We start from the raw sequence: 20,539 nt of genomic DNA, 5'->3' as shown, positions 1-20,539 counted from the left end.
GGGGAAGCGGCATGCCCGCGCAAGACCCGGCGCGATACCCGACGCGTCGTTCGGCGCGCTACCACCTGCGGTTCCAGATCCACGCCGACGCCGACCCCGCCGTGGTCACGGCGGACGCGACCGCGCTGGCCAAGGTCTGCGCGGAGACGGGCGTCGAGGAGGTGGTGCTGCTGACCGCCGCCGAGGAGGCGTTCCCCGGCCATCTCACCGGACCGGAGGAGCAGTCCTGGCTGACCGCGACCCGGCTGGCCCGGGAGGTCCTCGCCGACGCGGGGCTGAGCGTCAGCCTCAACCCCTGGGTGACCGTGGGGCATGCCGACCGGGGACGCGGCGGGCGGCTGGACCGCCTGGGGTTCGCTCCCATGGTCTCGCCCGACGGCGAGGCCGCCACCGCCCAGGCCTCGTTCGCCTGCCCGCGCTGGCGGGAGTGGATCGTCGGACACTACGGCCGCTTCGCCGAACTCGGCTTCCGGGTGCTGTGGTTGGAGGACGACTTCCGCTACCACAACCACGCGCCGCTGCGCTGGGGCGGCGGCTTCGAGCCGCTGATGCTGGAGCGGTTCGCCGAGCGTGCGGGCGTGGCCGTCGGCCGGGAGGAGCTGGTCGCGGCCGTCACCGCGCCGGGGGAGCCGCATCCGTGGCGGGCGCTGCTGCAACAGGTCTGGCGCGAAGCCCAGCTGGAGGTCGCGCGGGCGGTGGCGACGGAGGTCGCCCAACGCTCCGGCGGACAGGCGCGGTTGGGCTTGATGAGCTCCGGCCTGGACGTCGCCTCGGTCGAGGGACGCGACTGGCGGGCGCTCTTCGACGCGCTGGCGAGCGGCACCGGCCGGGCCGCGCACCGTCCGCACTTCGCGCCCTACTCCGACGCCCCCGGACGGGAGTTGAGCCGTCAGCTCTGGTCGCTGGAGCTGCAGCGGTCGCTGCGCCCGGACTTCGTCGAGAGCGCGCCGGAGATCGAGAACTGGCCGCACACCGCCTGGTCCAAGTCCGACACGCAGACCTGGTCCGAGCTGGCCGCCACCCAACTGGCCGGATCGGACGCGGTGTTGCTCAACGTCCATCCGATGCACGGCCGCCGCGCGGACCGTTTCCCCCGCGTCACCGACCTGCTGCGCCGCTCGCGTCCCGGGCTGGACTGGCTGGCCGAGCGCTACGACCGCGGCCAGCCCCGGCTCGGCGTCGGCATCCCGTTCCGGCAGGACGCCGCCGCGCACGTCCGGCTGGACGCCCGCCAGGCGGCCGATCCGGCCACGGCCCTGGACGCGCTCGCCGTCGACCCCGCCCCGGCCGCAGACCTGCTGCTCCGCTACGGCGTCCCGGTCACCGCTGCCGCCGATGCGCCCGTGCAGGCGGTCTTCGGGCAGCTCGTCGAGGCCCTCGACGACGCGGAGGTCAGCAGGCTGCTCCGCGGCGGCCTGCTGCTCGACGGCGTCGCGGCGGAGGCGCTGGTGCGGCGCGGCTTCGGCCCGCTGCTGGGCCTTGAGGCGGTCGCGCTTGTGGACCGCGAGTCGGACCTGGAGGGCGCGGGGCCGTATGCGGAGGAGCACTTGCCCGGAGGCGAGGTGCTCAGCGTCAACATGCAACCCGCACTGGCCCGGTTGGGCCAGCTGCCGGATGCTGACGTCTGGACGCAGATCCGCACTCCGGACGGACAGCCGTGGGGCGCGGGCCGTACGGCGTTCCGCAACAGCCTCGGCGGACGCGTCGTCGTCCTGGCGGCGACCGACGCCACGCTGCTGCCGTACGACGACGCCGGGCAGCGCCTGGTCCACGGCGCGGTCCGCTTCCTGGAGGGTGACGCGCCACGGCTGCCGCTGGTCAGCGGCGGACCCTACCTGATGCCCTATCACATCCGCGCGGCCGACGGCGTACTGCGGTTGGCGATCGCCAACGGCAGCGCCGACCCGGCTCGCCCGGTCGTCGACTGGCCCCGGAACGGCGCCCAGCACGTCGACGCCACGCTGCTGCTCCCGCTCGCGGAGCCGCGGCCCACCCCGATCACCGTGGACCCGCAGGGTCCGCGGGCCGCCGAGGAACTCCCGCACCGCGCGTGGCTGGTCCTCGAAGCGGCAGCCCCCACCGAGTAGTCGAGACAGGAGTCCCCCTTGTTCCGCTCCGCTCGCACGTCAAGGGTTCCGGCCGCCCTCGCGGCCCTCGCCCTGGCCCTGGTCGGCGTCAACGTCGCCGGCGCCGCCGACGCGTCCGCGCACGGCTCGTCCCACGACCCGTCCGCCGCGACGTACACCATCACCATCGGTTCGACCGGGGCGTACAACTACGCCGACGACACCCCGGCGTCCCCGTACATCGACAAGAACGGGGCCTTCTACTTCCAGGAGTCCGACTCGCTCTACGGCGCGACCGACCCCCGGCAGTGGAGCTTCTACAACGGCACCGACTTCAGCACCGCGACCGCCGACAAGCAGCTCGACAACGCGGTCAACCCCGCCAACTCCCAGGACAGCAACGCCGACACCACCTGGCGCTGCAACAACAGCCCGACCGGTCTGACGTCCACCTACGCGCCCGCCGGTTCCGGCTACGCCCAGCGCAACTACTGCGACCTGCTGGGCGTCTGGGTCGACCCGGACACCGGCAACTGGTACGGGCTGGTCCACAACGAGTTCACCCCCGAGCCCTTCGGCGCCAACTCCTTCTCCCACTACGACGCCATCGACTACGCCGTCTCGACCAACCAGGGCAAGACGTGGACCATCAAGGGCCACGCGATCACCTCCCCCTACAGCACTCAACGCGGCGACACCAGCGCCTTCCCCAACGGCACCTTCGACTACGGCGACGGTGACCCGCGGCTGTTCGTGGACACCGCCTCGGGCTACTTCTACGTCTACTACGGCTCCCGGATCGTCCCCAAGGCCGGCACCCCCGGTAGCACCGGCGACCTGGCACACGTCGCCCGCGCGCCGATCTCGGCGAAGATGGCCACCGGCTCCTGGAGCAAGTGGTACGACGGCTCCTGGTCCCAGCCCGGAGTGGGCGGCCTGGAGAGCAACATGGTCCCGGTGGACGCCTCCAACCCCAACGGCTGGACGCCGGTGGCCAACGACTACAACCCCGCCAACCCGGGGACCGTGGACCAGCAGATCGCGGCCGGACTGCTGCCGGCCAAGTCGAAGCTGGTCGTGATGAACATCGCCTACGACGCCTACCTCGGCCTCTACATCGGCGAGCCCGAGACACAGCAGCAGTCCGGCACCGAGCCGCAGCAGTACTACGCCACGGACAACCTCGCCACCCAGAAGTGGTACCTGATCGGCGACTCCGGCACCTACACCTCCGGCTCCTGGTACCGATGGTTCCTGGACAGCGCCAACCTGACCAGCTCCACGATCATCGGCAAGTCGTTCCGCTCCTACTGCGCCATCGCCTGCCACAGCTCGGACGGCGAGTACGCCAACGAGACCGTGGACTCCTCGGCCCCGGCCGTCTCGCCGTTCGACCCGACCAAGACGTACACCATCGCCAACGGTGACGGTCGGGTGCTGACCCAGGTCGCGGGCGGCAGCGCCACCACCTCGACGGCCGCCACCACCGGCTCCGCGCTCGCGGACTGGTCGTTCGCGAGCAACGGCGACGGCTCCTACCGGATCACCGACGCCGCCACGGGTCAGCTGCTCGGCGTGAACTCGGGCAGGACCAGTAGCCGCGCCTGGGGCACGCGTCCGACGGTCACGGCCGAGGCGAAGAGCGGTCCGACGGTCGGCCAGCAGTGGTTCGTCATCCCCGTCTCCGGTCGGAGCGGCGCGTACCGGCTGGTCAACCGCTACAGCGGACTGGTCCTCGGCCTCTCCGGCAGCGGAACCGGCGGTGGCGGCGGGCTCGCCGAGACCACCCCGGCCCGGTACTGGACCAACACCACCGGCAACTCCGTCGGTGGCAACCGCACCGCGGCGCAGCAGACGCTGACCATGACCGCCGTGGGCACCGCGTGCCGGCAGCGGGCGATCGGCTGACGCAGCCGGGCACCGGGTGAGGGGAGGCGTGCGGCACTAGGCTCTGGGCCATGTCGCTGCCGCACGCCATCCTCACCGCCCTGCTGGAGAAGCCGTCCTCCGGGTTGGAGCTGACGCGGCGCTTCGACAAGTCGATCGGCTTCTTCTGGGCCGCCACCCACCAGCAGATCTACCGCGAGCTCGGCAAGCTGGAGGACGCCGGGCTGATCCGCGCCATTCCAGGACCGCCGGCGCAGGGCCGCCGCAAGGAGTACGAGGTCCTGCCCGACGGCCGGGAGGAGCTCGCCGCATGGGTCTCCCGCAGCGACGACCCGCGCCCGCTGCGCGACCCGCTGGCGCTGCGGCTGCGCGCGGCGGCGATGGTCGGCGTGGGGGACGTCGGCGCGGAGGTCAGACGCCACCTCGCGGTCCACGCGGCGCAACTGGACGCCTACCGGATCATGGAGACCCGCGACTTCCCCGACGACCAGGCCCGGCAGACCGCCGAGGCCACGCTGCAGCACCTGGTCCTGACCGCCGGGATCGAGATGGAGCGGTTCTGGACCGAGTGGCTGACCAAGGTCGACGCCGTCGTCTCCGAACTGGGCGACGCCGGGGAAGCCGACGGCAAGCAGTAGGTCAGGCGGAGCGAGGCGCCCGCTGGATGTGGAAGTTGAAGTCCCCGTCCCCGAAGGCCCCGTACAGCCGGACCCAGAGCGCGAACGTCATCTCCGAGCCGCGGGCGGTGGTGACGTCGCCCAGGTCGTAGATCTCGTCCGCGGGCCAGCCGATGGACTCCAGCAGCGCGGTCACCGTCTTCTTGGCCTCGGCGTCGTCGCCGGAGACGAAGACCGAGTGCGGACCGGGAACGCGCGTCGGCTCGACCATGACCAGCGTGTTCATGGTGTTGAGCGTCTTGACGACGCGGGCCTCGGGGAACGCCCGCTGGATCTGCTCGGCCAGGCTGTCGGTGTTGACCGGGTCGAGCGCGGGCGGGAAGCCCTGGGAGAAGTCGAGCGGGTTGGCGACATCGATGATGATCTTCCCGACCAGGTGGGCCGCGCCGACGGCCTCCAGCGCGGGCAGGGTGCCGTCGCCGGAGGTCGCGTTGACGACGTGGTCGGCGAAGGCGCCCACCTCGGCGTAGGGGAGGAGCCGGACCTGCGGATGCTCCGAGAGCCACGCGGAGATCGGTGGGTTCCCGGCCCGGTCCTTGTCCTGACGGGCGAGCGTCGCCTCCGGGTCGCGGGTGCCGATCACGACCTCGTGGCCGAGCGAGGACAGTCTTCCGGCAAGCGTGCGACCGACGATGCCGGTACCCAGGACGGCAAAGCGCATGAGCTGAAGTCCTTCCGGAGCGAGGGGCGTTGACACGCACCAGCGGCGCGCTCGGCCGGTGGCCGACACTCCCTCAACCGCCATCCAACCCCGATCTGGCCGGAACGGTTCCTTCCGATGATTCGGTGTCGGCAGTGTCGGCGGTGTCCCGCCACGCGGCCCGCGTGGCAAGCTGAGCGCGCACGGACGAACGACCGAAGCGGACGCGAGACGGAAGGCGTGGCGGATGGCGCACGAGCACGGCGAGCACGGGCACGGTCACGGCGAGCACGGTCACCAGCACGGGACCGGCCACGACCACCGCCACCACCACGACGGGCCGCGTCCGGTGCTGCCGGGGGACCGGGAGCGGATCGACGCGTTGTGGCCGTTCGTGAAGGAGCAGATCCCGCCGGGGCCGGGTGCCGTGGTGGAGATCGGGTGCGGTCCGCTCGGCGGGTTCGTTCCGCTGCTGCACGCCAAGGGGCACCACACCGTCGGCGTCGACCCGAGCGCGCCTGACGGCCCGTCGTACCGTCAGGTCCGCTTCGAGGACTGGCAGCCGGGGGTCGGTGACGTTCCCGTCCAGGCCGTCGTCGCCTGCCTGTCCCTCCACCACGTCGACGACATCGACGCGTTGCTGGCGCGCGTCGCCGAACTGATGCAGCCCGGCGGGCGGCTGGTCGTGCGCGAGTGGGCGCGGGAGCGGTTCGACGAGGCGACCGCGCGCTGGAGCTTCGAGCGGCTCGGGCCGCAGGCGGCCTCCGAGGACGAGGAACCGAAGCGGGGCTACTGGCTGGCCCGGCATCGTGACGGCTGGCAGGAGGCGGGCGGCGACTGGTCCTCGTACATCGAGGGCTGGGCGGACGACGCCGGACTGCTCACCGGGAAGGCGCTGCTCCACGCGCTGGAGGCGTCACCCTTCGAGACCGAGCTGCTGGAGTTCGACCCCTACTTCCACCTGGCGCTGGAGGGCGTGACCGTCGAGCAGGAGCAGGCGGCCATCGACGCCGGCACGATCCGCGCCAACGGCATCCGCTACGTGGGCCGGCTCGCCTGAGGCTGAGCCTGAGGCCGAAGGGGGTCCCGGGTGGACATCATGCGGCGCAGGCCAGCAGACTCGCTGACCATGAGCACTTCCCCTGCGCCCTGCGTCGCGGCGATCGACATCGGCGGCACCAAGATCGCCGGTGGCCTGGTGGACCCGGACGGCGTCCTCCTGCACCGGATCGAGCGTCCGACCAAGGCCAAGGCCCCCGATCCGGACGAGGTCTTCGCGGCCGTTGCCGAGGTGGTCGCGGTGCTGGCGGAGCACGAGCCGTGGGCCGGGGTCACCGCGGTCGGCGTCGGCAGCGCGGGGCCGGTGGACATCGGGCTCGGGACGGTCAGCCCGGTCAACATCCCGGCCTGGCGCGGCTTCCCCGTCGTCGCGCGGATCCGCGAACTGCCGCAGGTCGACGGCCTGCCGACGGTCCTGGGCGGCGACGCCGTCGCCATGACGGCCGCCGAGCACTGGCGCGGTGCCGCGCGCGGCTACGCCAACGCGATCTGCCTGGTCGTCTCGACCGGCGTCGGCGCGGGCCTGGTCCTGGACGGCAGGGTCTACCCGGGACCGACCGGCAACGCGGGTCATCTGGGCCACATCACCGTCGACTTCGAGGGCGAGCCCTGCCCGTGCGGCTCCCGCGGCTGCCTGGAGCGGGTGGCCAGCGGCACCGCGATCGCCTCCTGGGCGCTGGCCAACGGCTGGCGCAGCCCTGGCGGCCCCGACGGTGCCGTGGACGCGGCGGCGGTGGCGGAGTCGGCCCGTGCGGGCGACCCGGTCGCCGTCGCGGCCTTCGACCGCGCCGCCCGGGCCCTGGCGGCGGGCATCGCGGCGACCGCGACACTGGTCGAGCTGGACGTGGCCGTCCTCGGCGGCGGCGTCCTCCGCGCCGGCGAGCTGCTGCTCGCGCCGCTGCGTCACCACCTGACGACCTACGCGGCGCTGCCCTTCACCCAGGGCCTCCAGGTCCGCGCGGCGGAACTGGGCACGGACGCGGGCCTGATCGGCGCGGCGGCCCTGGCCCTGGACCCTGCCTGAGTCGCCTGAGTCGCAGCCGGAACCGGCTCTGAAACCTGCTCCGCCGGGATTGTCGGACCCCCTCGCTAGAGTCGTCCGCATGGAGACGAACGCCCGCTGGGTCTCGGTCCAGTCGCCGCTGCCCACCGGGCCGATACAGGTCGCGGTGACCGACCGCGGTGTCGTCAGCACGTCGTTCTGGCACGACGAGCTGCCCGGTGAGCCGTGCCCGGCGGACGACGAGCGGGCGACGACGGTGGCCGCCCGGTTCGCGGAGTACTTCGCGGGGGAGCGTCGGACCCTCTCGCTCCCGTTGGACTGGAGCTGGACGGAGGGGGTCCAGCGTCAGGTGCTGCAGACGCTGGAGCACACGGTCGGCTACGGGCGCACGGTCACCTACGGCGAGCTCGCCACCCGCAGCGGCGCGTTCGAGAACGAGCTGGAGGCACACCTCGCCGCCCGGGCGGTGGGGCAGATCATGGGGTCGAACCCGCTGTTCCTGCTGGTGCCCTGTCACCGGGTGGTCGCGGCCGACGGGTTGGGCGGCTTCTTCGGCGGCGAGCTGGGCATGGACGTGAAGCGCTGGCTGCTCACGCTGGAGGGCGTGCTGCCGCCCACGCTCGACTGGGACGGACCGAGCTAGGGCCTGCAACAGGCCCTAGCGGTCACTTCCGGGCGGCGGCGATGATCTTCTCGACGGTGTGGTGGAACCGCCCGGTGCCCTGGACGCCGAACGCCTTCTCCAGGCGAGGCACCGGGTTCCCCGGTGCGCGGCCTTCGACGACGCGGTAGTGGAGGTAGGCCGTCGCGCCGTGGAGGCCGATCACCTCCCACTCGCCGCGCGCCCCGACCTGCGGCAGGACGGACGGATCGAGGGTGCCGGTGGTGAAGAGCATCGAGTACCGCTCGTGGGAGGCGGCGGGTCCCATCGCCGCGAACGGCGCGGCGGCATACGCTTCCTCGACCTCGTCCAGGGTGTAGAGGGCGGTCGGGATCTCGAAGCCGAAGGCCGCCTGCAACCGCTCCTCGATCCGCGCGCGCAGCGCCGCCCGCTTCGCCCCGCTGGTGCGCGGCGCGGCGAAGAAGGCGTTCCCGCTGGCGATGTAGGTGCGCGACGGCCCCAGGCCGAGCTCGTCCAGCTCGGCCCGGAGCCGGGCCATCTCGACCTTCCGGCCGCCGACGTTGACCGCCCGGAGGAAGGCGACGTACGTGATCTGATCCGCGCTCATACGCCGATCGTAGGGGGCGCGATGCCTGCCCGCCGGGTTGTCGGGCCCGGACCGCCTGGTCCGACTACCAGGCGTAGTCCTCGGGCGCTGGCTTGTGGCCGGGGAAGATCCGGTCCAGCTCGGCCAGCGCGTCCGCGTCCAGGGAAAGCTCCAACGCGGCCAGCGCCGTGGTGAGCTGGCCGTCGGTGCGCGGGCCGATGATCGGTGCGGTCACGGCGGGCTGGTGCAGCAGCCAGGCCAACGCGACCGTGCCCGGCTCGGCGCCGAGCTTGTCGCAGAACTCCTCCCACTGCCGGAGCTGCGCGATCTGCGCCTCGTCGAGACGGGCCAGCCGCTCCGCGCCGCGTACGCCCTCGTTCGCGGCCTTGCGCAGCACGCCGCCCAGCAGGCCGCCCTGGAGCGGCGACCACGGGATCACGCCCAGCCCGTGGTACTGCGCGGACGGCAGTACCTCGAGCTCCACCGTGCGGGTCATCAGGTTGTAGAGGGACTGCTCGGCGACCAGTCCGAGGTAGTTCCGCCGGGCCGCCGCGCCCTGGGCGGTGGCGATGTGCCAGCCGGCGAAGTTGCTGCTGCCGACGTAGAGGATCTTGCCCTGCTGGACCAGAACCTCCATCGCCTGCCAGATCTCGTCCCACGGTGTGGCCCGGTCGACGTGGTGCATCTGGTAGACGTCGATGTAGTCCGTGCCGAGCCGCTTCAGGCTGGCGTCGCAGGCGCGGCGGATGTTCAGCGCGGACAGCTTGTTCGTGTTGGGCCAGTCGCTCCCCGCGTAACCGGGGATCGGCATCTCGCCGTTGAGCTTGGTGGCCAGCACGGTCCGCTCGCGGCGCGCACCGCCCTTGCCGAACCAACTGCCGATGATGCTCTCGGTGCGGCCCTTGTTCTCGCCCCAGCCGTACACGTTGGCGGTGTCGAAGAAGTTGATGCCCTCGTCCAGGGCGTTGTCCATGATCTGGTGCGCGTCGGCCTCCTCGGTGTGCGGGCCGAAGTTCATGGTGCCCAGGCACAGTCGGGAGACGGAGAGGCCGGTGCGGCCGAGCGACGTGTAGTCCATGGCCCAACACTCCACCGGTAGATCCCCGTTGTCGAGAAGGTCCGGCGTCGAGAAGTCCTTCGGTGGCGCGGGCTCAGTGCACCAGGACGGTGACCGTGCCAGAGACGCGGTCCACCCACAGCGGACCCGTCAGGGTGCGGCGGGCCAGCAGGCGGGCGCGGAACTGCTCCGCTCCGCGCGACGTGGCACGGACCGACCGGGTGTAGGCGTGCCACGGCTGCGAGGCGCACCCGAGCACGTGCCAACCGCTTCCGCCGGTCCGCTCGTCCAGGCAGAGGTAGGTGTACCGGACCGAGTCGTCGCCGCCGCTCGCGGTGACCTGCGCGCTCTGCCCGATCCGCAGCACCGAGGTCCCGGCGGAGACGTACGCCCCGGACTTCGCGTAGGCGGTGCCCGTCCCGGCGAGGACCGATCCCGCCAGCAGGGCCGAGCCGACGGCGAGGAGGGCGGCGGAGCGGACGCGGTGGGTGGTGGCAGCCATCGTTTTCCCCCGATGAGTTTTCAGTCCGACGATGATACTTATTCAGACCTTACACAGGCTGGGACGCACGACACGGCCAAGCCGTTCCCTCGGCGTAGCGCGCTCCAGGTAGACTCGACCCCGTTCGAAGGGGAGTAGCCTTCCGCCGGACCGTCGACATACTGGCGAGCCTCACCGCTCGCCCGGCGCCCGGGACGTGTCGCCGCGCAGCTCGCGCGGGTGGACGCGTCGGCGAGACCTTCGGCCGCAGCCCGTCATGTCCATGCGTGCTGCCGAGCCGAAGCGTCCCCGCAGCCGTGGGCCTGAGGCCCGGCGCCGAACAAAACCTGAGGACGTTCTCCGTGAGCAGCATCGCCATCGCCGGAATCACCTTCGGCGTGATCTTCCTGGCCGAGCTCCCCGACAAGACCGCCCTGGCCAGCCTGGTGCTCGGCACCCGCTTCCGTGCCTCCTACGTCTTCGCCGGGGTGGCTGCGGCGATGGCCGTGCAGGTCAGCCTGGCCCTGGTCGCCGGTCGGCTGCTGTCGCTGCTGCCGCACCGCGTCCTGGAGGGCGTGGTCGGCGGCCTCTTCCTGCTGGGCGCGGCGATGCTGCTGCTCCACAAGGACGAGGAGGAGGACGAGGGCTCGGGCCGCGACCCGAAGTCGGACAGCTTCTGGCGCGTCGCGGGCGCGAGCTTCGCGGTGGTCGCGCTGGCCGAGTTCGGCGACCTGACCCAGATCATGACGGCCAACCTGGCCGCCAAGTACACCGACTGGCTCGCCGTCGGCCTCGGCTCCTGGCTCGCCCTCTGCGCGGTCGGCGGCCTCGCGATCGTCGGCGGGCAGAAGCTGATGAAGCACGTCCCGCTGAGCGTGATCACCCGCGTCGCCGCGGTGATCATGCTGGTCCTTGCGGGCATCAGCATCGCCGGGGCGATCACCGGCTGACGCCCGGCGCACGGCTCGGTCGAGCGGACCGGGTCTAGCCGCCGTTGTTCCCGCCACCGCCGTTGTTCCCTCGGGCCATCAGCTGGGCCATCTTGGCCTGCGAGTTGGGCCCGTAGACGCCGGAGGGGTCGCCCTGCACCCCGTACCAGACCTGGAACGAGGCGACGTCCTGCTCCGTGCGCTGGTCGTAGGTGCCGCTGGGCTGGAGGCCGCGGTCGATCCAGAGCGCGCGCAGGTCCTGCTGGAGCGTGACCACGGCGGGGCCGGTCGAGCCGAGTTGGAGCGTGGTGCCCGCGCCCGGCGTCCGGGAGGCACTGGGCGACGGGCTCGGCCGCGTCGCGGACGGGGAGGGCTTCGGCGTCGGCCGGACCGTCGGGCTGGGCTTGGCACTCGGGCTCGGGCTCGCGCTGTGCGACGGGGTCGGGCTGGGGGAGACGGACGCGGACGGCGACACCGACTCCGTCGGGGACGCCGAGGTGCTCGCCTGACTGGGCGTCGTGCTCGCGGTCGGGCTGCTGCCGGACGGCTGGGTCAGCAGCGCGGCGCCGGTTCCGACGAGGATCAGCAGCAGCGCTCCACCGGCCAGCGCCCAGCCCTTGCGCCCACCGCCGCGCGCTTCGCGGGGGTACGCGTCGGGCGCGGGCAGCACCTCGGTCGCGCCGACCGGCACCGCGGCAGCGACCGGCACGGTGGCGACCGGCACGGGTTCGACAGCGACCGGCTGTGGTTCGGGCTCCGGCTCCGGCTGGGCCTCCGCGTCCGGCTCGGGCTGAGCCTCCGGCTCGGGCCCGGATGTCGGCTCCCACCGCGCTGCCGGCTCCGACTCCACCGCCTGGACGTAGGGGCGCACCAGCTCAGGGGAACCGTCGATCGGCGGCAGCACCGTCGTCTCGTCGTTGCTCGCGTCGATGTCCCCGTCGTGCGGCGGAAACGTCATCACACCCCCAGCTGGCCACCCACCCTGACGCACCGGCCCGCGCGTCGGTCGCGCCGATTATGCAGCATCATTCGGACGCTGCGAACCCGCGAAAGTGGCCGAAAAGCATCCACTTGGCCGCGTCGGTGGGCGATACCAGGACGAATGCCAGAAGACGCTCGTGCGCGGAGGCGACGTCAGTCGGTCAGCATCCGACCGGGTGCGTCGAGGGAGTCGTCCGCCAGCACCCGGAGCATCGAGACCAGCTCCGCATGCTGATCGGGGGAGTAGCCCTCCAGCTTCTTGCTGAGTTGGGCCACTCGCGCGGTGCAGAGCTTGTCGATGACGTCCTGGCCGCTGGCGGTCAGCGTCAGCACGCCGTTCTGGTCCCGCTGGACCCGGCCGGAGGCGACCATCGCGTCCAGCTTGGGCCGGATCTCGTCGGGGGTGATCTTGAGTCGGGCGCAGATCTCGTCCTCCGTGATCGGGCCCGCGTGGTGGAGCCGGAACAGGCCGTAGGCCTGCGGGACGGAGATGTCGACGCCGGCCTTGTCGATGGCGCGGCCGTAGCGCTCCCAGATGTTCTCCCGGCTGGAGAGCCGGGTGATCATGCCCTCGATCTCCTCGGCCGAGCTGCGGAAGGTCGGCGGACCGGCGGCCTCGCCCTGGCCGCTGGTGCGGGTCGCGGTCCGCAGCGGCACCTCGCGCAGGAACAGCGACAGCACGAAGGCGATCACCGCGATCCCGGCCGCGACCAGGTAGACGGTCTGCAGCGAGATGGCGAAGAGGTGCAGGAAGGGTTCCACGATCGGCTTCAGCGCGGGCGGGGCCTTGGCCACAAGTGTCGGGTCGGCCAGCACCTCCTTCACCGGGAAGTGCGGTGAGAGCGTCCCGTCGGCGAGGGCATGGGTGATCTTCGAGTTCAGCTGGTTGTTGAGCACCGTCCCGAAGATCGACGCGCCGAACGAGCCGCCGATGGACCGGAAGTAGGTGACGCCCGAGGTGGCCGTGCCCAGGTCCGCGAAGTCGGTCGAGTTCTGCACCGCGATGATCAGCACCTGCATCACCAGGCCCAGCCCGAGGCCGAGGATCAGCATGTAGACGCCCATCACGGTCGCGCTGGTCTTCTCGTCCACCTGCGCGAGCAGGACCAGCGCGACGCAGGTCAGCGCGGTGCCGAGGATCGGGTAGATCTTGTAGCGCCCGGTGCGGCTGATCAGCTGCCCGGTGCCGATCGAGGTGATCAGCACGCCCGCCATCATCGGCAGCAGCCGAAGCCCGGACTGCGTGGGCGAGTTGCCGTTGACGACCTGCATGTACAGCGGGATGTAGGAGAGCGCCCCGAACATGCACAGGCCGATGATGAAGCCCATCGCCGAGCAGACGGTGAAGATCCGGTTCTTGAACAGCCGCAGCGGCAGCACCGGCTCCTTGACGCGTTGCTCGACCCAGATGAACGCCCCGATCAGCACCACCGCGCCGATGCCGCAGCCCCAGACCTCGACCGAGTTCCAGGCCCAGGTCTGCCCGCCCAGGCTGGTGATCAGCACCAGACAGGTGGAGGCGGCGGCCAGCAGCACCGTGCCGACGTAGTCGATGCTGGGCCGGCCCTCCGGCTTCTTGGCGTGCAGCGCGGTCGCGATGACGAAGAGCGCGACCACGCCCACCGGCAGGTTGACGTAGAAGACCCAGCGCCAGTTGAGGTTGTCGACCAGGAACCCGCCCAGCAGCGGCCCGACCACCGACGAGACCCCGAAGACCGCGCCGATCACGCCCTGGTAGCGCCCGCGTTCGCGCGGCGGGACGACGTCGGCGATGACCGCCATGGCCAGCACCATCAGCCCGCCGCCGCCCAGACCCTGGACGGCACGGAACGCGATCAGCTCGGTCATGTTGCGGGCCTGTCCGCACAGCGCGGAGCCGACCAGGAAGATGACGATGCAGACGAGGAAAACGCCCTTGCGGCCGAAGAGGTCGCCGAGCTTCCCCCAGAGCGGCGTGGTCGCCGTGGCCGCCAGCATGTAGGCGGTGACCACCCAGGAGAGGTGGTTGGCGCCGCCGAGGTCGCCGACGATGGTCGGCAGCGCGGTGGACACGATGGTCTGGTCGAGCGCGGCCAGGAACATGCCCAGCATCACGCCGAGGAAGACCAGCCGTACTCGCCGCGGATTCTCCTCCGCCGGAGGCGGTCCACCCTGTACGGCGTCTACTGCCTGCTGCTGGGCCATGCCCAAGACGTACCAGCGCGCCGACCGCCCTGCGCCCTGGCTCGACCGAACGGGTGAGGACCGGCCCCGTGGACCGGCCGCCTGGGCCGGCCAGCGTGGACCGGCCCCGTGTCACCTGCGGTTACGCGTACTGCACGTCGAGCCGCTTGATCCCGTTCAGCCACGGCGAGCGCAGCCGGCGCGGCTCGCCGGTGAGCCGGATGTTGGGCATGGCGTCGGCGATGGCGTTGAAGATCAGGTCGATCTCCAGCCGGGCCAGGTTGGCGCCGAGGCAGAAGTGCGGACCCCCGCCGCCGAAGCCCAGGTGCGGGTTGGGGTCGCGCAGGACGTCGAAGGTCCGCGGGTCGGCGAAGACCTCCTCGTCGTTGTTGGCCGAGGCGTAGAAGATGCCGACCCGCTGTCCCTCGCGGATCTGCTGCCCGCCCAGCTCGGTGTCCCCGGTGGCGGTGCGCTGGAAGGAGATCACCGGGGTGGCCCAGCGGACGATCTCGTCGGCGGCCGTCTGCGGGCGGCGCTCCTTGTAGAGCTCCCACTGCTCGGGGTGGGTCAGCATCGCGTGCATGCCGTGGCTGGTGGCGTTGCGGGTGGTCTCGTTCCCGGCCACCGCCAGCACCAGCACGAAGAAGCCGAACTCGTCGGAGCTGAGGTTGCCCTGGCCGGAGGCGTTGACCAGCTTGGTGACGATGTCGTCGGCCGGACAGCCCTTGCGTTCCTCGGCCATGCCCATCGCGTACATCATCAGTTCGGCGGCGGACTCCATCCCCTTCTCCGTGGAGATGGCGAGTTCGGGGTCGTCGTAGCCGACCATGGTGTTGGTCCAGTGGAAGATCTTGCCCCGGTCCTGCTGCGGCACGCCGATCAGTTCGGCGATCGCCTGCAGCGGCAGTTCGCAGGCCACGTCGGCGACGAAGTCGCCCGTCCCCTCCTTGACCGCGCTGTGCACGATCCGCTCGGCGCGGTCCCGCAGGGTGTCCTGGAGCGCGTTGATGGCGCGGGGGGTGAAGCCGCGCTGGACGATCGAGCGCAGCCGGGTGTGCTCGGGCGGGTCCATGTTGAGCATGATCAGCCGCTGGCTGTCGATCGCGTCGCGCTGGATCGACGGGTGGAAGCGGATGATCGCGGTGTTGGTGCTGGAGGAGAAGGTTTCGGGGTGGGTAGAGACCTCCTTGACGTCGGCGTGCCGGGTCACCGCCCAGTAGCCGCCGTCGTCGAAACCGGCCGTCCCGTCGGCCTGCGGGATCCAGCAGACGGGCGCGGTGCGGCGCAGCTCCGCGAACTCCGGCAGTGGCACGGCCGCCTGGTTGATTTCCGGATCGGTGGGGTCGAATCCGTCGTGTAGGGCCGGGCAGGACATCTCGGGCCTCCTGGGCTGCGCCTGACGCACCGTTCGGGACTGGGTGAACGGTGGGGTCGACACTGATCGATCTCTGACGGATCGTCAGATCTCCACTCGACGGTAGTAACACGTTCTAGTGGATGCAAGGGCCTTGCGCGGGGGCTCCGGGGCGAATAGAAAGGTCGACAGAACTAGAACGAGTATCAGTTCTTGGCCCAGTCGGGAGGGACTGCTCATGGCCGCTGAGCCCGTCATCGTCGAGGCAGTGCGTACCCCCATCGGGAAGCGGGGAGGCGCGCTCGCCAACCTGCACCCCGCCTATCTACTCGGCGAGACCTTCCGTGAACTGCTCGCCCGCACCGGCGTCCAGCCGGACGTGGTCGAGCAGATCGTCAGCGGAACGGTGACCCACGCCGGCGAGCAGTCGATGAACCCGGCCCGCAACGCGTGGCTGGCCATGGGCCTGCCGTACGAGGTCCCCGCGACCACCGTGGACTGCCAGTGCGGCTCGTCGCAGCAGGCCAACCACATGGTCCACAACATGATCGCGGCAGGCGCCATAGACGTCGGCGTGGCCTGCGGCGTCGAGTCGATGTCCCGCGTCCCGCTGGGTGCGGGCTCGGCGGGCGGCAACGGGCGGCCGTTCCCCGAGGAGTGGAACGTCGACCTGCCCAACCAGTTCGAGGCCGCCGAACGCATCGCCCGCAACCGCGGGTTGACCAGGGCGGACGTGGACGCGCTGGGCGTCGCCTCGCAGCAGCGCGCCGCGCAGGCCTGGGCGGAGGAGCGGTTCAAGCGCGAGACGTACGCCGTCCAGGTCCCCACCACGGAGGCCGAACAGGCCGCCGGCCAGGGCATGTGGCGGCTCTTCGACCACGACGAGGGCCTGCGCGACACCTCGCTCGAGGGCCTCAGCGGCCTCAAGTCGGTGCTGCCGAACGCGATCCACACCGCCGGCAACTCCTCGCAGATATCCGACGGTTCGGCCGCCGTGATGTGGGCCTCGCGACGCGCTGCGCGTGCGCTCGGGCTCACGCCCCGGGCGCGAATCATCGCCCAGGCGCTGGTGGGCTCCGATCCGCACTACCACCTCGACGGCCCGATCGACGCGACGCGCGCGGTGCTGGGCAAGGCGGGGATGTCGCTCAAGGACATCGACATCGTCGAGATCAACGAGGCCTTCGCCTCCGTGGTGCTCTCCTGGGCCCACGTGATGAAGGCCGACATGGACAAGGTCAACGTCAACGGCGGCGCCATCGCCCTCGGCCACCCGGTCGGCTGCACCGGCGCCCGGCTGATCACCACGGCGCTGCACGAACTGGAGCGCAGCGGCAAGGAGTTCGCCCTGGTGACGATGTGCGCGGGCGGCGCGCTGGCGACGGGGACGATCATCCAGCGGCTGTGATCGGTGCCGACCCGCTGTGGACGGCGTCCCGTTCCTACGGGACGCCGTCCGTTTTTCTCGGGACAAAATAAAGCAGGCATGCTTGATTGTTTCTGGCCCGCCTGCCACGCTGGCTCCGTCGCGTTCGGTGCCGCCGCAGAGGCGGAGTGCGGAAGGGGCATGGGGTGTCCGAGGACGGGAAGGTCCTGCGCGTCGGGAACGCGTCCGGGTTCTACGGTGACCGGTTCGACGCCGTGCGGGAGATGCTGACCGGCGGCCCGCTGGACGTGCTGACCGGGGACTATCTCGCCGAGTTGACCATGCTGATCCTCGGCCGGGACCGGCTGAAGGACCCCTCGCTCGGTTACGCCCGGACGTTTCTGCGGCAGATGGAGGAGTGCCTCGGCCTCGCCCTCGATCGCGGCGTCCGCGTCGTCGTCAACGCCGGCGGTCTCCATCCCGCCGGGCTGGCCGACCGGATGCGCGAACTCGCCGACCGGCTCGGGCTCTCGCAGGCGCGGATCGCGCACGTCGAGGGCGACGACGTCCTCGACGCCGTCCGCGCCGAACGGCCGGATGCGCTGGCGGCCAACGCCTATCTCGGCGGCTGGGGGATCACCGCCTGCCTGAACGCGGGCGCGGACGTCGTGGTCACCGGACGGGTCACCGACGCCGCGCTGGTCAGCGGATCGGCCGCGGCGCACTTCGGGTGGGCGCGCGACGACTGGGACCGGCTCGCCGGTGCGGTGGTGGCCGGGCACGTGCTGGAGTGCGGGACGCAGGCGACCGGCGGCAACTTCTCCTTCTTCCAGGAGGTGCTGCGCGGCGGCGAACGCCCCGGCTTTCCGCTGGCGGAGATCCACGCCGACGGATCGGCGGTCGTCACCAAGCACGTCGGTACTGGTGGTGCGGTCACGGCCGAGACGGTCACCGCTCAACTCCTCTACGAGACCGGCCCCGCTCGCTATGCGGGACCCGATGTCACCGCGCGCCTGGACACCGTGGCGCTGACGGCCGACGGCCCCGACCGCGTCCGGATCTCCGGCGTGCGCGGGGAGGCCCCGCCGCCCACGCTCAAGGTCGGCGTCAACCGGCTCGGCGGTTGGATCGGCGAGGCGGTCTTCGTGCTGACCGGCCTGGACATCGACGCCAAGGCGGAGTTGATGAAGAGTCAACTCGCGGAAACGCTGGACGCGCTCGGCAAGCAGCAGCCCGAGCAACTGCGCTGGACCCTCGCCCGCACCGACCACGCCGACGCCGCCACCGAGGAGGAGGCAAGCGCGCTGCTGCGGCTGACCGTGCGCGACCCGGACGCCAAGCTCGTCTCCCGCGCCGTCGCCGCCGCGCCCGTCGAGCTGGCGCTCGCCGGATACCCCGGCTTCCACCTCACCGCGCCGCCGGACAAGGGCACGCCCTACGGCATCTTCGAGGCGCTGACCGCCGACCCCGCCGACGTCTCGCACACGGCCGTGCTGCCGGACGGCAGCCGTGTCCCCGTCGAACCCGCGCCCGCAGCACGCGAGTTGGAGCCGCTGCCCGAGACGGTGCTGCCGACGCCGCTGGACCCCGCCGTCCGCGCGGCGACCCGGCGCGAGCCGCTCGGCCGCGTCGTCGGGGCGCGCAGCGGCGACAAGGGCGGCAGCGCCAACATCGGCGTCTGGGCCCGGACCGACGACACGTGGCGCTGGCTCGCGCACGCCCTCACCGTCGAGAAGCTGCGTGAACTGCTGCCGGAGACAGCCGGGTTGGCCGTCACCCGGACCGTGCTGCCGAACCTGCGCGCGCTCAACTTCACCGTCGCGGGCATCCTCGGCGACGGCGTCGCCTCCCGTGCCCGATTCGACCCGCAGGCCAAGGCGCTCGGCGAGTGGCTCCGCTCCCGGCACCTGGACATCCCGGAGGTCCTTCTGTGAGCGACGCACGCGAGGCTACGGCCCGCACCTATTGCAGTTCTGCGCGGCTTTGCCTCGCGGGCGGAGAAGCGAAGGAGGGGGTGCTGTGAGTGTGCTCCAGACCGGCGTCGACCCGAACAGCGCCGACTTCGCCGCGCACCGTGCGGCCATGCTGGAGAAGCTGACCGAGCTCGACACCGAGCAGGCCAAGGCCGTGGCCGGTGGCGGGCCCAAGTACGTGGAGCGGCACCGCAAGCGCGGCAAGATGCTGCCGCGTGAACGGATCGAGCTGCTGCTGGACCCGGACACACCCTTCCTCGAACTCTCCACGCTGGCCGCGTGGGGCACCGACTACCCGGTCGGCGCGGGCATGGTCACCGGCATCGGGCGGATCTCCGGCACCGAGTGCCTGATCACCGCCAACGACCCGACCGTGCGCGGCGGCGCGAGCAACCCATGGACGCTGAAGAAGGCGCTGCGCTGCCACCAGATCGCGCTGGAGAACCGACTGCCGCTGGTCAACCTGGTCGAGTCGGGCGGCGCGGACCTGCCCAGCCAGAAGGAGATCTTCATCCCGGGCGGCGCGCTCTTCCGCGACCTCACCCGGCTCTCCGCCGCCGGGATCCCCACCCTCTCCGTCGTCTTCGGCAACTCGACGGCCGGCGGCGCGTACGTGCCAGGGATGTCGGACCACGTGGTGATGATCGACGAGCGGTCCAAGGTCTTCCTCGGCGGCCCGCCGCTGGTCAAGATGGCGACGGGCGAGGAGAGCGACGACGAGTCGCTCGGCGGCGCGCGGATGCACGCCCGCGTCTCCGGACTGGCCGACCACTTCGCCGTCGACGAGGCCGACGCGCTGCACCGCGCCCGGCAGATCGTCGCCCGGCTGGAGTGGCGCAAGCAGGGCCCGGGGACGTCCGCCGACGTCGTCGAACCGCCGAAGTACGACGAGGAGGAGCTGCTCGGTATCGTCCCCGCCGACCTGCGGCAGCCGTTCGACCCGCGCGAGGTGATCGCGCGCGTCGTGGACGGCTCGGACTTCGACGAGGTCAAGCCGCTCTACGGGCCGAGCCTGGTGACCGGTTGGGCGCGGATCCACGGCTACCCGGTCGGGATCCTGGCCAACGCGCAGGGGGTGTTGTTCAGTCAGGAGGCCCAGAAGGCGACCCAGTTCATCCAGTGGGCCAACCAGCGCGACATCCCGCTGCTCTTCCTGCACAACACCACCGGCTACATGGTCGGCAAGGAGTACGAGCAGGGCGGCATCATCAAGCACGGCGCGATGATGATCAACGCGGTCTCCAACTCGCGTGTCCCGCACCTGTCCGTGCTGGTCGGCGCGTCCTACGGGGCGGGCCACTACGGTATGTGCGGCCGCGCCTACGACCCGCGCTTCCTCTTCGCCTGGCCCAGCGCCAAGTCGGCCGTGATGGGGCCGCAGCAGCTGGCCGGTGTGCTCTCCCTGGTGGCCCGCGCGGCGGCGGTGTCGCGCGGTCAGGCCTACGACGAGGAGGCCGACGCCGGTCTGCGCGCCATGGTGGAGCAGCAGATCGAGTCCGAGTCGCTGCCGATGTTCCTCTCCGGCCGCCTCTACGACGACGGTGTGATCGACCCGCGCGACACCCGGACCGTCCTCGGCCTCTGCCTCTCCGCCGTGCACAGCGCGCCGATCCAGGGCGCGCGCGGCGGCTACGGCGTCTTCCGGATGTGAGGTCGGTGTCCGACGTGACCAACCACCCTGTTGCAGAAGGGACA

General features: G+C 71.6%; 17 protein-coding genes. 10 read left to right on the top strand and 7 right to left on the bottom strand.

Annotated features, from left to right (window positions below):
- Positions 1-11 precede the first annotated feature (11 nt).
- Genes I2501_RS34350 through I2501_RS34340 form a run of 3 tightly spaced genes read left to right on the top strand, consistent with a single transcriptional unit; the run spans position 12 to position 4,591 of the window.
- Positions 12-2,087, top strand: coding sequence for a hypothetical protein (locus tag I2501_RS34350; protein WP_215910229.1), 2,076 nt, complete (start codon positions 12-14; stop codon positions 2,085-2,087).
- 18 nt (positions 2,088-2,105) lie between these two features.
- A complete protein-coding gene (locus tag I2501_RS34345) occupies positions 2,106-3,974 on the top strand; it encodes an RICIN domain-containing protein (RefSeq protein WP_236047783.1) in 1,869 nt (622 codons plus the stop codon).
- Between the two features lie 50 nt (positions 3,975-4,024).
- A complete protein-coding gene (locus I2501_RS34340) occupies positions 4,025-4,591 on the top strand; it encodes a PadR family transcriptional regulator (RefSeq protein ID WP_196198091.1) in 567 nt (188 codons plus the stop codon).
- 1 nt (position 4,592) lies between these two features.
- Here I2501_RS34340 and I2501_RS34335 read toward each other — a convergent pair whose 3' ends face one another.
- Positions 4,593-5,291: an NADPH-dependent F420 reductase gene (locus I2501_RS34335; protein WP_196198090.1), complete on the bottom strand. Its 699-nt coding sequence runs from the start codon at positions 5,289-5,291 to the stop codon at positions 4,593-4,595.
- Between the two features lie 226 nt (positions 5,292-5,517).
- Here I2501_RS34335 and I2501_RS34330 point away from each other — a divergent pair, with 226 nt between their 5' ends.
- The 3 genes from I2501_RS34330 to I2501_RS34320 all read left to right on the top strand — a co-directional run bounded on the left by I2501_RS34330 (position 5,518) and on the right by I2501_RS34320 (position 7,975).
- Positions 5,518-6,330 (top strand): class I SAM-dependent methyltransferase, encoded by an 813-nt coding sequence (locus I2501_RS34330; RefSeq protein WP_196198089.1) that lies wholly within the window; start codon positions 5,518-5,520, stop codon positions 6,328-6,330.
- Positions 6,331-6,399: 69 nt separating this feature from the next.
- Positions 6,400-7,353: an ROK family protein gene (locus tag I2501_RS34325; RefSeq protein WP_196198088.1), complete on the top strand. Its 954-nt coding sequence runs from the start codon at positions 6,400-6,402 to the stop codon at positions 7,351-7,353.
- A 79-nt stretch (positions 7,354-7,432) separates the two neighbouring features.
- The gene (locus I2501_RS34320) at positions 7,433-7,975 is read left to right on the top strand and encodes a methylated-DNA--[protein]-cysteine S-methyltransferase (RefSeq protein ID WP_196198087.1); all 543 of its coding nucleotides are present in this window, start codon (positions 7,433-7,435) and stop codon (positions 7,973-7,975) included.
- A 22-nt stretch (positions 7,976-7,997) separates the two neighbouring features.
- Here I2501_RS34320 and I2501_RS34315 read toward each other — a convergent pair whose 3' ends face one another.
- From I2501_RS34315 to I2501_RS34305, 3 genes are all read right to left on the bottom strand, one after another.
- The gene (locus I2501_RS34315) at positions 7,998-8,561 is read right to left on the bottom strand and encodes a DUF1697 domain-containing protein (RefSeq protein ID WP_196198086.1); all 564 of its coding nucleotides are present in this window, start codon (positions 8,559-8,561) and stop codon (positions 7,998-8,000) included.
- Positions 8,562-8,625: 64 nt separating this feature from the next.
- Positions 8,626-9,618, bottom strand: coding sequence for an aldo/keto reductase (locus I2501_RS34310; protein ID WP_196198085.1), 993 nt, complete (start codon positions 9,616-9,618; stop codon positions 8,626-8,628).
- Between the two features lie 73 nt (positions 9,619-9,691).
- Positions 9,692-10,099, bottom strand: coding sequence for a hypothetical protein (locus I2501_RS34305; protein ID WP_196198084.1), 408 nt, complete (start codon positions 10,097-10,099; stop codon positions 9,692-9,694).
- A 341-nt stretch (positions 10,100-10,440) separates the two neighbouring features.
- Here I2501_RS34305 and I2501_RS34300 point away from each other — a divergent pair, with 341 nt between their 5' ends.
- Positions 10,441-11,028: a TMEM165/GDT1 family protein gene (locus I2501_RS34300; protein ID WP_196198083.1), complete on the top strand. Its 588-nt coding sequence runs from the start codon at positions 10,441-10,443 to the stop codon at positions 11,026-11,028.
- 34 nt (positions 11,029-11,062) lie between these two features.
- Here the strand turns inward: I2501_RS34300 and I2501_RS34295 are convergent, their stop codons facing one another.
- The 3 genes from I2501_RS34295 to I2501_RS34285 all read right to left on the bottom strand — a co-directional run bounded on the left by I2501_RS34295 (position 11,063) and on the right by I2501_RS34285 (position 15,526).
- Positions 11,063-11,965 (bottom strand): peptidoglycan-binding domain-containing protein, encoded by a 903-nt coding sequence (locus tag I2501_RS34295; RefSeq protein WP_196198082.1) that lies wholly within the window; start codon positions 11,963-11,965, stop codon positions 11,063-11,065.
- Positions 11,966-12,141: 176 nt separating this feature from the next.
- The gene (locus I2501_RS34290) at positions 12,142-14,172 is read right to left on the bottom strand and encodes an MFS transporter (protein WP_196198081.1); all 2,031 of its coding nucleotides are present in this window, start codon (positions 14,170-14,172) and stop codon (positions 12,142-12,144) included.
- Positions 14,173-14,293: 121 nt separating this feature from the next.
- On the bottom strand, positions 14,294-15,526 hold the full coding sequence (locus I2501_RS34285) for a cytochrome P450 (protein ID WP_196198080.1): 1,233 nt from the start codon (positions 15,524-15,526) through the stop codon (positions 14,294-14,296).
- Positions 15,527-15,743: 217 nt separating this feature from the next.
- Between I2501_RS34285 and I2501_RS34280 the strand changes: the two genes are divergently transcribed.
- The 3 genes from I2501_RS34280 (at position 15,744) to I2501_RS34270 (ending at position 20,495) form a co-directional block, all read left to right on the top strand.
- Positions 15,744-16,913, top strand: a complete 1,170-nt coding sequence (locus tag I2501_RS34280) for a steroid 3-ketoacyl-CoA thiolase (RefSeq protein WP_196198079.1) — start codon at positions 15,744-15,746, stop codon at positions 16,911-16,913.
- 164 nt (positions 16,914-17,077) lie between these two features.
- Positions 17,078-18,805: an acyclic terpene utilization AtuA family protein gene (locus I2501_RS34275; RefSeq protein ID WP_196198078.1), complete on the top strand. Its 1,728-nt coding sequence runs from the start codon at positions 17,078-17,080 to the stop codon at positions 18,803-18,805.
- A gap of 85 nt (positions 18,806-18,890) precedes the next feature.
- Complete coding sequence (locus tag I2501_RS34270) at positions 18,891-20,495, top strand: acyl-CoA carboxylase subunit beta (RefSeq protein ID WP_196198077.1); 1,605 nt, start codon at positions 18,891-18,893, stop codon at positions 20,493-20,495.
- Positions 20,496-20,539: the final 44 nt, after the last annotated feature.

This window comes from Streptacidiphilus fuscans, from assembly GCF_015690355.1.
Taxonomy (GTDB): Bacteria; Actinomycetota; Actinomycetes; order Streptomycetales; family Streptomycetaceae; genus Streptacidiphilus; species Streptacidiphilus fuscans.
This window is presented reverse-complemented; position numbering and strand designations above follow the sequence as displayed.